At 40.6% G+C, this 14867-nt stretch carries 8 protein-coding genes; 6 read left to right on the forward strand and 2 right to left on the reverse strand.

Translation table 11 applies throughout. From position 1 onward, the window contains the following. From ACXVWB_RS10035 to ACXVWB_RS10055, 5 genes are all read left to right on the forward strand, one after another. A partial coding sequence (locus tag ACXVWB_RS10035) for an Ig-like domain-containing protein (RefSeq protein WP_458485349.1) occupies positions 1-4626 on the forward strand: 4626 nt, incomplete at its 5' end. Between the two features lie 215 nt (positions 4627-4841). Then, on the forward strand, positions 4842-5171 hold the full coding sequence (locus ACXVWB_RS10040) for a DMT family transporter (RefSeq protein WP_014064309.1): 330 nt from the start codon (positions 4842-4844) through the stop codon (positions 5169-5171). A 131-nt stretch (positions 5172-5302) separates the two neighbouring features. Then, positions 5303-6967: a bifunctional metallophosphatase/5'-nucleotidase gene (locus ACXVWB_RS10045; RefSeq protein WP_289902507.1), complete on the forward strand. Its 1665-nt coding sequence runs from the start codon at positions 5303-5305 to the stop codon at positions 6965-6967. 163 nt (positions 6968-7130) lie between these two features. Next, complete coding sequence (rpe, locus tag ACXVWB_RS10050) at positions 7131-7802, forward strand: ribulose-phosphate 3-epimerase (protein WP_289902506.1); 672 nt, start codon at positions 7131-7133, stop codon at positions 7800-7802. Between the two features lie 12 nt (positions 7803-7814). Then, the gene (locus ACXVWB_RS10055; protein ID WP_126469826.1) at positions 7815-8489 is read left to right on the forward strand and encodes a phosphoglycolate phosphatase; all 675 of its coding nucleotides are present in this window, start codon (positions 7815-7817) and stop codon (positions 8487-8489) included. A gap of 79 nt (positions 8490-8568) precedes the next feature. Here ACXVWB_RS10055 and ACXVWB_RS10060 read toward each other — a convergent pair whose 3' ends face one another. Beyond that, on the reverse strand, positions 8569-9591 hold the full coding sequence (locus tag ACXVWB_RS10060) for a transferrin-binding protein-like solute binding protein (protein ID WP_458473277.1): 1023 nt from the start codon (positions 9589-9591) through the stop codon (positions 8569-8571). Between the two features lie 243 nt (positions 9592-9834). Continuing rightward, positions 9835-10632, reverse strand: a complete 798-nt coding sequence (locus tag ACXVWB_RS10065; RefSeq protein ID WP_289902504.1) for an SAM-dependent methyltransferase — start codon at positions 10630-10632, stop codon at positions 9835-9837. A 174-nt stretch (positions 10633-10806) separates the two neighbouring features. Here ACXVWB_RS10065 and purL point away from each other — a divergent pair, with 174 nt between their 5' ends. Beyond that, entirely contained in the window at positions 10807-14700 is a 3894-nt protein-coding gene (gene purL, locus ACXVWB_RS10070) for a phosphoribosylformylglycinamidine synthase (protein ID WP_289902503.1), read from the forward strand. Positions 14701-14867: the final 167 nt, after the last annotated feature.

Raw genomic sequence — 14867 nt, forward strand, 5'->3', positions numbered from 1 at the left:
ACCAGCGAACCGAAAAAAGTCACAGTAGACACAGGCATCCCAGGCGATGTTGATAACAACGGTGAAGCAAGTAATGGTGACACTGATAACAACACTAAAGATGGCGCACCAATCGTAACCATCACAGATGGTAACGGTGACGAGTATATCAATGCGAAAGAACTTGAAGATGGTGTTACAACAAAAGTCACTATCCCTGCAAATACCGAAGTGGGCGATGAAATTACATTAACGGTAACCGATCCAGAAGGTAATAAGTCAGAAGTTACGCATAAAGTAACTAAAGATGATATTGATAATGGCTCAGCGGAAGTTACTATTCCTAAAGATAAGGTACCGAGTGAAGGTGATTATACAGTAACAGCGAAAGTGACCGATCCAGCAGGTAACAGCAGTGCGGAAAGTACCCCAGCAGGATTTACTGTGGACAAAACTGCACCAGCAACACCAACAGTGACAGCGAATGATGATGGCTCAATGACCATTACACCGCCAGCAGATAAAGATACCAAAACGGTTGAAATTACTTATACAGACGAAGATGGTAACGAGCATCCTGCAACATTAACGAAGGGTGATGATGGTAAATGGAAATCAGATAATCCAGATGTTGTTGTCAATGAAGACACAGGTGTTGCAACTATTGATAAAAATAAAGTTCAAGATGGTTCAGATGTAACAGCAAAAGCAAAAGATAATGCAGGCAATACAAGCGATGAATCGAAAGATAGCGCAAAAGATGATGTGGAAAATCCACCTAGCATTGCGATCGCAGAAGCTGAAGATGGCTATGTTAATGCAAAAGAATTATCTGATAATGTACAATCAGTCGTAACCTTACCTGAGGGAACTGAGGCAGATGCAGTAGTTACTGTAACGATTACCTCAAAAGATGGTACACCAAGCCAAGTAACGCATACTGTTACTGCTGAAGAAGCAACAGCAGGTAAAGTAAACCTAGATTTACCGAAAGAGAACTTTGGTACTAATGGTGAATATACAGTTGGCGTAGCAATTCAACCGGCTGGTAGCACATCAAGTGTTAAAGGTAATAATGTAAACTTTACCGTAGATAAGAGCATCCCAGGCGATGTTGATAACAACGGTGAAGCAAGTAATGGCGACACTGACAACAACACCAAAGATGGCGCACCAATCGTAACTATTACAGATGGTAACGGTGACGAGTATATCAATGCGAAAGAACTTGAAGATGGTGTTACAACAAAAGTCACTATCCCTGCAAATACCGAAGTGGGCGATGAAATTACATTAACGGTAACCGATCCAGAAGGTAATAAGTCAGAAGTTACGCATAAAGTAACGAAAGATGATATTGATAATGGCTCAGCGGAAGTTACTATTCCTAAAGATAATGTACCGAGTGAAGGTGATTATACAGTAACAGCGAAAGTGACCGATCCAGCGGGTAACAGCAGTGCGGAAAGTACACCAGCAGGATTTACTGTGGACAAAACTGCACCAGCAACACCAACAGTGACAGCGAATGATGATGGCTCAATGACCATTACACCGCCAGCAGATAAAGATACCAAAACGGTTGAAATTACTTATACAGACGAAGATGGTAAAGAGCATCCTGCAACGTTAACGAAGGGTGATGATGGTAAATGGAAATCAGATAATCCAGATGTTGTTGTCAATGAAGACACAGGTGTTGCAACTATTGCCAAAGATAAAGTAAAAGATGGTTCAACTGTGACTGCAAAAGCAAAAGATAATGCAGGTAACACAGGTGATGATGCTTCAGCAGAAGCAAAACCAAATAGTGATGAACTAAGTGGTAAACCTGAGCTTACTATTGCTGAAGCGGACGATGGTAAAGTGACGGCGACTGAATTAAATGATGGTATCCAAACGGAAGTGAAATTACAGACCAATTCTAAAGCCGGGGATGTAGTTACATTAACCATCACAAATCCAGATAACACAACGAAAACCATTGAGCATACTGTAACTGAAGATGAAGCAACTGCAGGTAAAGTAGCCGTTACTATTCCTAAAGAAAATGTAACAACAGATGGTTCTTATAGCGTCTCAGTAAGTCAATCACGTGATGGTAATGCAACAGAAGGTAATAAAGAAACCTTTACTGTTGATGCTCGTGTACCTGGCGATACAAATGGCGATGGTGAAACTGATGATGCAGGTAAACCAGTTGTACATATTGAGGATAATGATGATGAAATCATCAATGCTTCTGACTTAAACGGTGAAGGTAAAGCCACAGCGACTATTACATTCCCTGAAAATGCAGGCTACAGCGCAGGTGATACGTTAACTGTCACTTATCCAGATGGACAAACTGAAGATATCGTATTAACTGAAGCTCAAATTAAGGATGGCGTAAAAGTGACATTCACTCCGCTTGCCGCGGGTGAAAGCAATGAAGTGAAAGCTATCGTTAAAGATCCACAAGGTAATAGCTCGAAAGAAGGAATCGATACAGCTAAGACTGAGGAGGCCGAAGTTCCACCAACGAAAATTGTGGTGGAAGTGAAGGATGATTTCACTGATGAATATAAAGGTGCAAAAACTCGTTCCGAAGGAACTGAAGCAAATGGTCTATTATCAGGAAATGGTGGCTTAGATAACTATGAAGGTGTAGTTGGTGCTAATGGTAAAACCATTGATGCAAGTGATGCGACGAAATTACAAGCAATCAAAACACTTGCAGATGGTTTAACAAATGATGCAACCCCAACTGTCACTTTCACGTTGGATAATAAAATTACTTCTGCACAAAATATGGTGATTTACCGCGAAACCGTAACAAAAGATGGTGACGTCTTCAATAAAGAAGTACTCACCGATAAATTTACGGTAAGTGCGGATGGTAAAACATACTCTTTCACTGATGCATTGCCAGAAACCTTTGGTACTCAATATCGCTATACTGCAGAAGTACAAAATCAAGCAACGAAGGCAGTAGAACTCACGACTCGTCAAGATATTTATTTAGATACTCAAGTTGAATCGATGGAAGTGACTGCGATGGCAAACAATAAAGAGGGTAACTTAACGTCTATTACGTTCAGCATTACAGATCGTTCAGAAGTGGATGCGGATGTTAAGATTAGCTACCCGAATACTGCAGGTACAACATCAACCACTACAGCAGTGAATAATGGAGATGGCACTTACACCGTTAATTTTGCTGACAACTTTAACCGCTATTCAACTGACGGTATGCAAGTCACAGTGATTGATGCAGCAGGTAATATTGCTTCAACGAAAACCATGTATATTCGTAACCTATTTAGCAATATGAATACTGAAATGGGGCCAGATCCATCGCAAGCACGTAAATTTAACGTTGGGTTAATTACAGATATTATTAACCGTCAAGCAACGAATGAAAATGGCTTGAAATTCACGGATGATAATGATCACCTCGTGGTTGGTTTAGATGAATATGCACGTAGCTCGGGTGTAAATGGTAACATGGCGTCCATGGTTGGTGGCGGAGAATTGAATGTGGATACCGGTGCGGGTGATGACCATATTCAATTACGTGGCAATTTACAGTCATGGCGAGGTGGCTCGTTAAAAATGGGTGAAGGTAACGATAAACTGACCTTCGATACAGCAGAAATTGCAACTGGAGGCCAATATAATATTGACTTTGGTAATGGTAACGACCGCTTAGTGATTAATGGTGCGGTTAATACCCAAACAACGATGAATGTCTCCTTTGGTGAAGGTAATGACAGTATGTATGTGAAGAGCAACCTTGATGGCTCAGGCAGCGGACGTTATGACTTTGGCAACGGCGACAATAGCCTAGAAGTGGGTGGTTATGTCACAAAATCACAAACATTCCTCTTCGGTAATGGGTCAGATTCATTCGTAGTTGCAGGACACGTTGACTATGCGACAGTAAGCATGGGTGCAGGTAACGACGTGTTTAAAGTAGGTAGTAACTTACGTCATGGTGCAAACGTTAATATGGGGGAAGGCGACGATGTACTCGTAGCTGGCGGTATTAATAATGCTCTTGACGCTCAAACAGTCACTGTTGATATGGCTGAGGGTAATGATACTGCAACATTTACCAGCATTAATGGTGGTAAAGTTGACATGGGTACGGGCGATGACGTATTAAATATCTCTACCCTTTCAGGTGGTACAATTAATCTTGGTGCAGGCGATGATATTGTTAACTTCAGTGATCGTGTAACTGGTGGTACAGTTGATGGTGGCGAAGGTAATGATATTGCCGTATTAAAAGAAGTCGGTCATAGCTATGAAATGTCTAACTTCAAAAATGTTGAAATCTTTGATTTAACAGCAGATGGTCGTCAAGACATTAACATTAGATTATCAGACTTACAACAAGATGGTGATACGCTTGCGAAGGTCTACATCCGTGGTACATCATTAGATACTGTCGATTTAGGTAATAACAATAACTATGACGATACAGCACAAAACTTGAAAGATACCTCTAAAGGTATCGCAGGTTCAAATGTGGGTACATGGGCGAAAGGAGCCGAAGAGACTGTAGATGGTGTTACCTATGATGTGTATTCTTACACCAGCGGTAATACAGGTACGATTACGACTGAATTAGTTTATATTGAACAAGGTATTCAAGTAATCTAACTTATCTAAGATCGTTATAATCAAACACCCCTCTATGAGGGGTGTTTTTTTATGTAATAAAATGAACCTAATTCACATAATTATGTATGTGCCTCTTACCGTTATTTCTTTGAACAAACGGCACCTTATATGCAAGCCATGGCGCGCCAAATTCGGTTACATCCATCAGTCGCTTAAGGTAGAATAGTGTTTTTCTATTTTACTTTTTGATTTATATGAATCCTTGGACATTACTTGCTATCTCTATTTGCCTTGAAATCGTGGCAACGAATTTATTAAAAGTCAGCGATGGCTTTACCAAACTTTTACCTACAATTGGCTCATTAACCTTGTATGCCATTTCGTTTTATTTTGTCTCCCTTGTATTCCGTACCCTTTCCGTGGGGTTGGTTTACGCCATTTGGTCGGGTGTTGGCATTGTTTTGACGGCCATTGTGGCGTATTTCGCTTTTGGTCAGAAAATTGATACTGCTGGGCTGATTGGTATGGCATTGATTATCAGCGGTGTTTTAGTGATTAACTTGTTTTCTCAAACAGGACATTAATCCTCCAAATGAAATGTGATCACGCTCACAAATTTTATTTTTCTTCAAAATAAAATTATGTTGGTAATCAATTCATCGCTATAATTCTCCCGCATTTTTAACCGCACTTTGTGCACTTTAAAGGAAATTTTATGAAAAAATTACTTTGCTCATTATTTGCGCTTTCTGCTGTGAGTACAGCAATGGCACAAGAAGTAAATATTAAAATATTGGGTACCTCTGATATTCACGGTCGCGTTGTACCTTGGAGCTATGGCGCAGACGTAGATGACAAATCTGGTTCTTATGCGCAAATCGCAACTTATGTGAAAGATGTGCGTAAAAACAACAAAAACGTGGTGTTAGTGGATGTGGGCGATGCGATCCAAGATAACCAAGTCGATGTGTTCGCAAAAGATAAAAAATATTACAAAGATCACCCAATTCCAAAAGTATTAAACGAAATGAAATACGATGTTTTCGTACTTGGTAACCACGAGTTTAATTTTGGGATGGAAGCATTAGATGAAATCTTAAAAGACATCAAAGCAAAAAAATTAACCGCAAACTTCTATTATAAGAAAAACGACAAACGTTATATTGATGCGACAACCATCATTGAAAAAGATGGCGTGAAACTAGGGATTATCGGTTTAAGTACCCCAATGTCAGCAAAATTTGAAGAAGACACAGGCAACTTAAAAGACATGAAATTTACTTCACCAACTGAAGAAGCACGTACACAAGTTGAGAAGTTAAAGGCGAAAGGTGTTGATGCAATTATTGTGATTGCTCACATGGGTATCGACAATGAAAACAAGATTCCAGACACCGGTATGCGTGATGTGATCAATGCAGTAGACGGCATTGATGTCGTTATCGCGGGTCACATGCACAAAGATGTACCAAGTGAAACCATTAAAAATACCCTTATCACTGAACCACACCGTTACGGTACCGTAGTATCTGAAGTGGATCTCACTTTTGATATCAACGATAAAAAAGAAGTGAAATTGGTGAAGAAAGAATCCAAAACCGTTCCAGTTAAAGCACTTGAAGCAGATAAGAAAATTGCGGAAATCTATAAACCTTACCACGAGAAATTACGTGAATTAAACAACGTGGTGATTGGTCAAACCGAAAACGAAATGGTGCCACAAGAGACTAAACACGGTGTATCAGCGGCATTCTCAAAAGATACCGGTTTATCTTCATTCATTAATGATGTTGAACAACATTACAGTGGTGCAGATGTGGTGACTTTCTCTTTTGACCACCAAAAAGCACGCATGAATAAAGGCGATATCAAGAAAAAAGACATCATCTTTAACTATCGTTATGCGGGCGGTGATGTCACCGTTTATGAACTGACCGGTAAACAATTGAAAGAATATATGGAATGGTCAGCTAACTACTTCGATACCATCCAACCAAGTGACACTGAATACCGTTACAATGCGGAACGTAAAAAATCAAAATATGTGACTTACGACATTTTTGGTGGCGTAAATTACAAAATTGACTTACGTAATCCACAAGGCAGCAAAATCGTTGATTTAACCCTTGCTGACGGTAAACCGGTAACGGATGATATGAAATTAAAAGTGGGTATGAACTCATATCGTTTCGCTCAGTTAAACGGTAAAGGTGGGATTTGGGAAGGCCAACAAATTCCGGTACTTTGGGAATCTAAAGTGGCAATGGGCCGTGAAAAAGGCACGATCCAAAATATGATGATCGATTACATCACCAACGTGAAGAAAGGCAAAATCGATGGTCAATCTCACAACCGTTGGGAAATCATTGGATTAAACTAATCGGTCTTTTTAAAATACGATAAAAAACAACCGCACTTTGAGGCAATTGAATCAAGTGCGGTTATTTTTTTCTTTGTTTTCAGCTAAAACTTGTAAATAATCAAGGTAAAATTGAGCTCAACGTAGTAAACTACAAGCACTTTGATCCTTTAGGAGATGACAAATGAAACCTTATTTAATCGCCCCTTCTATCCTTTCTGCAGATCTTGCTCGCCTTGGTGATGATGTGCAAAACGTATTGAATGCTGGTGCGGATGTCATTCATTTTGATGTAATGGATAATCACTATGTGCCGAATTTAACCTTTGGCCCAGCGGTGTGTAAAGCTTTACGTGATTATGGTATTAAAGCACCGATTGACGTGCATTTGATGGTGAAACCGGTCGATCGTATTATTCCTGATTTTGCCAAAGCCGGTGCGGATTACATTACCTTTCATCCTGAAGCCAGTGAACATATTGACCGCTCTTTACAGCTCATTCGTGATCACGGCTGTAAAGCGGGTTTAGTGTTTAATCCTGCGACACCATTAAGTTATTTGGATTATGTATTAGATAAAGTGGATGTGATTTTGTTAATGTCCGTGAATCCAGGATTTGGTGGACAATCTTTTTTACCTTCAACATTGAAAAAATTACAACAGGCACGTCATCTGATTGATGAAAGCGGTTTAGATATCCGTTTAGAAGTTGATGGTGGGGTAAAAGTGGATAATATTGCAGAAATCGCCGCAGCGGGTGCAGATATGTTTGTGGCAGGCTCAGCGATTTTTGGTAAACCAGATTATAAACAAATCATTGATCAAATGCGTACGCAATTAGCGTCTGTAAAATAAAAGGTAGTAGTAATGAAGACTCAATTTAAAGTTATCGGTTTTGATTTAGATGGTACGCTTGTGAATAGCTTGCCGGATTTAGCATTATCCGTGAATTCAGCATTAGCGGATTTTGGTTTTGCCCCTGCATCAGAAGCACAGGTTTTAACTTGGATCGGTAATGGCGCACCTGTATTAATTGCACGTGCTTTAAAATGGACTGAAGAGCAAACGGGTAAAACATTCTCTGAGGCTGAAATCGAGCAAGTGAAAGAGCGCTTTAATGTGCATTATGCTGAAAATCTTTGCAATGTGAGTCGTTTATATCCAAATGTAAAAGAAACATTGGAAACCTTAAAGGCTCGCGGTTATACCTTAGCCGTGGTAACGAACAAACCAACTCGTCACGTTCAGCCGGTATTAGCCGCATTTGGTATCGATCATTTATTCAGTGAAATGCTTGGTGGACAATCATTACCCGCGATTAAACCACATCCAGGCCCATTGTATTATTTATGTGGTAAATTCGGTGTAGAGCCTCGCCAAGTGTTGTTTGTTGGTGACTCTCGAAATGACATTCTCGCTGCACATTCAGCAGGTTGCCCGGTTGTGGGATTAACTTACGGATACAACTACAACATCCCAATTGCAGAATCAAATCCAGATTGGGTGTTTGATGACTTTGTGAAGTTATTAGAGATTCTTTAATTTATTACATTATCCATGTTTATTTTATAAAAATAAAGCAAGCACAAGGCTTGCTTTATTAATTTTAGATTAAAACTAATTATTGTTTTTGAGCGCCGAATACCCCAAGGTAAGAGGCTTTTTCATTTACATAGCTACCAGCTAACTCACTAGCGTTATTTCCGTAGAAACGACCGACAGCTTCTGTACCTTCAGCAGTTTTACCGTGGAATTGGTTACCATCAATTTTTGCAGAAAGTTTAACCTCGTTGATATTGCCAAATGCTTTTCCATCATCTGGAGTAATAGAACCTTCAAATGATTTATCAGCAAAATTTACATTAAATTTTGCGTTACTTAAGCGATACGTATCAATAGCTGAATCACTATCTGCATAACCGTGTACACCTTGTCCAACATAGGTAGCGTTACCGCTAGTTGGCATGTCGGTTGTAGGATTGATACCGTAAGAGACTAAGTAATAATTATTTAAGCCATCCTCTGTAATTAATCCCCAACGTACATTTTTATATAATGAACCGTTAACTATGCGGGTAATATTGTTTGCCGTGATTTTGAGAACCTTTCCATTCCCCATTCCGGCAGGAATTATATCAATACTTTTACCTTCAACATCTAGCACATAAAGATCTGGATTACCAGAAATGGATGCGGTGTGAATAGTTCCACCTTTTTTAGGTATGACGAAACTAGCATGTTTATCTGTGAGTGCTCGATTAGTATTACCACTTTGAGTATTAGGGGTTGATGGTTGAGCCACATTTTCAGTTGGAGTAGATTGGCTTGATGCTGTCTGATTGTTTGTAGATGTAGTAGTACTTGGTTGCTGAGTCGTATTATTGGCAGTAGTACTTGGTTGCTGAGTCGTATTATTGGCAGTAGTACTTGGTTGCTGAGTCGTGTTATTGGCAGTAGTATTTGGTTGCTGAGTTGTATTATTGGTAGTAGTACTTGGTTGCTGAGTTGTATTATTGGTAGTAGTACTTGGTTGCTGAGTCGTATTATTGGCAAGTAGTACTTGGTTGCTGAGTCGTATTATTAGCAGTAGTACTTGGCTGACTTTGCTTAGTCTGATTGGTTGAAGCTGAAACATCTGGGGCATCACTACCACCGCCGCTGCTACCACACGCAGATAATACTAAAACGGCTAATGCTGTAGTACCAAATTTTAAAACATGATTTAAAGAAAACATACTAATATTCCTTATTGAAAAAGTAGACATAAAATACCTTCAGAGGTATCAGACTGGACTGTATCATTAGAAATTTAATTTGTCTATAAGTTAGTTAATTTTATAAGGTTAAGTGTTTTAATTTAAAAGTAAATTACAATACTTATATTTTGTTAAACCTCCCACCAAATCAACGCCCATTTGCGTTGTCCGTGCTTTATCGGTTCATTATGTATTTGTTTTTGTTGATAGAATTGGGCTAAATCTTGTTTTTCTTTTTCGGTGAGATTGCCGAGAGAAAACGCCACGGAGTTTAATAAATCCTCAAAGGTTTCACCTTGGAAATAGCCCGACTCCGTTTCAATAAAACTCACATTGGCGTGAATGCCTTTTTGGTAAAGGCGATTAACTAAATAAATATAAGTTGGGAAGCCTACATCATCACGGCCAATAGCTTCAAATACGCCTTCATCGAGAAAATGGCGTTGTGTCACCGAGGTTAAAAAGACCCGCTTTTTTGCCTTACTTTGCAGCTTTTCAATCATGTCATCCAAATCATCGACAAGCGTCGAGCGAGAGGCGAGAATTACATCCGCTTGAGGTACATCATCCCAGTTATCTGACCATGATTTATGTAGAAGCGTAATATTATTCAGTTGATGCTTTTCTTTATATTGTTGCACCATCTCTAACATGCCTTGGCTGTAATCGAGGGCATACACAGCTTGGCATTGTTGGGCTAAAGGAATCACAAACGTGCCGGGGCCACAGCCGATATCTAATACAGTTTCATTGGGTTGCACATTCATGGCTTTAAGTAAGATCTCGTTATAACGGCTTGGTTTGCCCACTAAGTTCTCAGCCATTTTAGAGGCTTTTTTATCCCATTTTGTCGGTGGAAGATTATAGTGATTACAGGCTTTTAGATGTTGTTGATAGAGATCGTTGAAATTGATGTCATTGATGATCATAGTGACGCCCCAAAGTGCGGTTAGTTTTAGGATTGTTTTAAATTGCTTGATGATTATATGCTTTCTCCCATTGAAAATCATTTTAAAATGATTGACGCAAACGTTTTCGTTTTGGTGTTTTTCCTTTATAATAGCCTGCGATTTTCATCTCAAACACAACTCAAAGGTACCCGTATGTTTCAAACTTTTCGTGGCTCACCCGCCCTTTCTGAATTTCGTATCCAAGGCTTAATGCAAAAATTCCAACAAAATCAATTACCGGTAAAATCGGTTTATGCGGAATATTTGCATTTTGTGGAATTAAATCGACCGCTTGTTAGCGAGCAGGAAGCTAAGTTAAAAGCATTGTTACATTACGGCCCAACCTTGGCTGAACACGACGCCAAAGGAGAAACTTTTATCGTGATTCCACGCGTTGGCACGATTTCTTCTTGGTCTTCTAAAGCGACCGATATTGCGCATAACTGTGGTTTAAGTGAAGTGGAGCGTATTGAGCGTGGTTTGGCGTATTATTTTGAGTTAAGCCAACCGCTTGATGAAAAAACAACTGAAAAATTGACCGCACTTTTACACGATCGAATGATGGAAACCGTGGTGCGTCGTCCTGAAGATGCAGAGATCTTATTCCGTCATCAAGATCCGAAACCGTTCAAAACGGTGGATATTTTAAAAGGTGGACGCGAAGCTTTGGTGACAGCCAACGTAGAATTAGGTTTGGCACTGGCAGAAGATGAAATTGATTATTTGGTGGAAAACTTCACCCAATTAGGGCGCAATCCACACGATATTGAACTTTATATGTTCGCACAAGCCAACTCTGAACACTGCCGCCATAAAATCTTTAATGCCGATTGGATTATTGATGGCAAAAAACAGGATAAATCCCTGTTTAAAATGATTAAGAATACCTTTGAGAAAACCCCTGATTTCGTGCTTTCAGCCTATAAAGATAATGCTGCAGTAATGGAAGGCTCAAAAGTCGGCCGTTTCTTTGCGGATCAAGATGGGCAATATCGTTACCACAATGAAGATGCGCATATCTTAATGAAAGTGGAAACCCATAATCACCCGACCGCAATTTCGCCATTCCCGGGTGCCGCAACTGGTTCGGGCGGTGAGATTCGTGATGAGGGGGCAACAGGTCGTGGTGCAAAACCAAAAGCAGGTTTAACCGGTTTCTCCGTATCAAACCTTATCATTCCAAACTTTGAACAACCTTGGGAAAATCCGCTTTCTAAACCAAACCGTATTGCTTCAGCCTTAGATATTATGATTGAAGGCCCATTAGGTGGCGCAGCATTTAACAACGAGTTCGGTCGCCCTGCGTTATTAGGTTATTTCCGTACCTATGAAGAGAAAGTCAACAGCTTCAACGGCGAAGAAGTGCGTGGTTATCACAAGCCGATTATGTTAGCGGGTGGTATCGGCAATATTCGTGGCGAACATGTTCAAAAAGGCGAAATCCCCGTTGGTGCGAAATTGATCGTATTAGGTGGCCCAGCCATGAATATCGGCTTAGGTGGTGGCGCTGCTTCTTCCATGGACAGCGGGAAATCAAAAGAAGATTTAGATTTTGCTTCTGTTCAACGTGAAAACCCAGAAATGGAACGCCGTTGCCAAGAGGTGATTGACCGTTGCTGGCAATTAGGCGATGAAAACCCAATTCTCTTTATCCATGACGTGGGGGCGGGTGGTTTATCCAACGCAATGCCTGAATTGGTACACGATGGCGAACGTGGCGGTAAATTTGATTTACGCTCTATCCTTTGCGATGAAAAAGGCATGTCACCATTGGAAATTTGGTGTAACGAATCGCAAGAACGTTATGTATTAGCGGTTGCACCAGAAAAACTCGAATTATTTACCGCACTTTGTGAACGTGAGCGTGCACCGTTTGCGGTCATTGGCGAGGCAACGGAAGAGAAACATTTAACCTTACACGATAGTCATTTCGATAATAACCCAATTGATTTACCGATGAATGTGTTATTAGGCAAAACGCCGAAAATGACGCGTGAGGTTTCGTTAAAAACTGTCGAAAATCGACCGCTTGCAACGGAAAATATTCAATTAAAAGAAGCCTTCCATCGCGTATTACGCTTACCGGTGGTGGCAGAAAAAACCTTCTTAATTACCATTGGCGACCGTTCGGTAACTGGTATGGTGGCACGTGATCAAATGGTCGGCCCATGGCAAATCCCCGTGTCTGATGTGGCTGTCACAACCGCTTCATTAGACAGCTATCATGGTGAAGCCATGGCAATGGGCGAACGTGCACCCGTGGCATTATTAGACTTTGGCGCTTCTGCACGTTTAGCGGTGGCTGAATCCATTACCAACATTGCGGGCACCAATATTGGCGATATTAAACGTATCAAACTGTCTGCAAACTGGATGTCTGCAGCGGGCCATGGCGGTGAAGATGCCGGCTTATATGAAGCGGTTAAAGCAGTCGGTGAAGAGCTTTGTCCTGCATTAGGCATTACCATTCCAGTGGGTAAAGACTCTATGTCGATGAAAACCACTTGGGAAGAAAATGGCGAGAAAAAATCAGTAACAGCGCCGCTTTCTTTAGTGATTTCATCTTTTGCGCGCGTGGAAGATGTCCGCAAAACCGTGACACCTCAATTACGTACAGACAAAGGCGCAAGCCGTTTATTGTTGATTGATTTAGGCGAAAGAAAAAATCGCTTAGGCGCGACCGCACTTGCGCAAGTGTATAAACAATTAGGTGATAAACCTGCCGATGTGGTGAATGTAGCCAAACTGAAAAACTTCTTCGATGCAATGCAATCATTAGTAGCAGAACGTAAATTATTGGCTTACCACGACCGTTCAGACGGTGGTTTAATTACCACGATTGCAGAAATGGCATTTACGGGTAACTGTGGCGTGGATGTGGATATTTCAGCCTTAGGCGACAATGATTTAGCCGTGTTATTCAATGAAGAATTAGGTGCGGTGATCCAAGTCTCTGAAAACGAATTAAGCGCCGTGCGTGAGGTATTAAAAGCCCATGACTTGCTTGGCTTAACTTATGAACTCGGTTCTGTTAGCTTAGAAGATCGTTTTGAAATCACACGTGGCAGCAAAAAACTATTAAGCGAAAAACGCTCTGAATTACGCAGTATTTGGGCAGAACTCACTCACCAAATGCAACGCTTACGCGATAATCCAGAATGTGCTGACCAAGAATTTGAAGCGAAAAAAGCCACAGACAACAAAGGATTATCAGCTTACTTAACTTATGACGTGAATGAAGATATTGCTGCGCCTTACATCAGCAAAGGCGTGAAACCAAAAGTGGCAGTATTACGTGAACAAGGCGTGAATAGTCATGTTGAAATGGCAGCAGCTTTTGATCGTGCAGGCTTTGCCGCGATTGATGTTCACATGAGCGATTTAATGACAGGTCGTTACAACTTAAACGAATTCAATACGATGGTGGCCTGTGGTGGTTTCTCTTACGGTGACGTATTGGGCGCAGGTGGCGGCTGGGCGAAATCCATTTTATTCAACCCACAATTACGCGATCAATTCAGCCAATTCTTCGCCAATGAAAACACCCTTTCATTAGGCGTATGTAACGGCTGTCAATTTATCTCCACCCTGGCAGAAATCATCCCAGGTGCGGAAAATTGGCCACGTTTCGTGCGTAATAAATCAGAACGTTTTGAAGCACGTGCTGCGATGGTGAAAATCAACGACACCAACTCATTGTGGTTTAAAGGCATGGCAGGTTCCCATATGCCGATTGCGGTTTCTCATGGTGAAGGACGCGTAGAATTTAAAACACCTGAGAATTTGATCGCACTTCAAGCGCAAAACTTGATTGTGGCACAATATATCGACAGTCATTTAAACGTGACTGAAACCTATCCAGCTAACCCGAATGGCTCAGCATTAGGTATTACTGCCATTTCTAACGTCGATGGTCGTATTGCCGCGATGATGCCACACCCAGAACGTGTATTCCGTGCGGTGAGCAACTCATGGTACCCAGAAGATTGGTCTGAAGATGGTGCTTGGATGCGAATTTTTAGAAATGCGAGAGTGAATTTCAAATAATGTGAAATTGATCACGGAAAATTAATTAAAAATAAGAGATACTAAGCAATTGGTATCTCTTTTTTATTGCATAAATTTTAGTAATAAAAAATACCAACAATATTAGAGAGTAATATTGTTAATGTTTATATAAAAATTCTTGGGCATTATGCCCGTTATATCCATTG

The organism is Haemophilus sp. SZY H53 (genome assembly GCF_054332375.1).

Excerpts from the sequence above, each read along its gene's own strand:
- ACXVWB_RS10045 (WP_289902507.1), top strand. The coding sequence starts at position 5,303 with ATGAAAAAATTACTTTGCTCATTATTTGCGCTTTCTGCTGTGAGTACA.
- ACXVWB_RS10060 (WP_458473277.1), bottom strand. The coding sequence starts at position 9,591 with ATGCCCCAGATGTTTCAGCTTCAACCAATCAGACTAAGCAAAGTCAGC.
- ACXVWB_RS10040 (WP_014064309.1), top strand. The coding sequence starts at position 4,842 with ATGAATCCTTGGACATTACTTGCTATCTCTATTTGCCTTGAAATCGTG.
- rpe (WP_289902506.1), top strand. The coding sequence starts at position 7,131 with ATGAAACCTTATTTAATCGCCCCTTCTATCCTTTCTGCAGATCTTGCT.
- purL (WP_289902503.1), top strand. The coding sequence starts at position 10,807 with ATGTTTCAAACTTTTCGTGGCTCACCCGCCCTTTCTGAATTTCGTATC.
- ACXVWB_RS10065 (WP_289902504.1), bottom strand. The coding sequence starts at position 10,632 with ATGATCATCAATGACATCAATTTCAACGATCTCTATCAACAACATCTA.
- ACXVWB_RS10055 (WP_126469826.1), top strand. The coding sequence starts at position 7,815 with ATGAAGACTCAATTTAAAGTTATCGGTTTTGATTTAGATGGTACGCTT.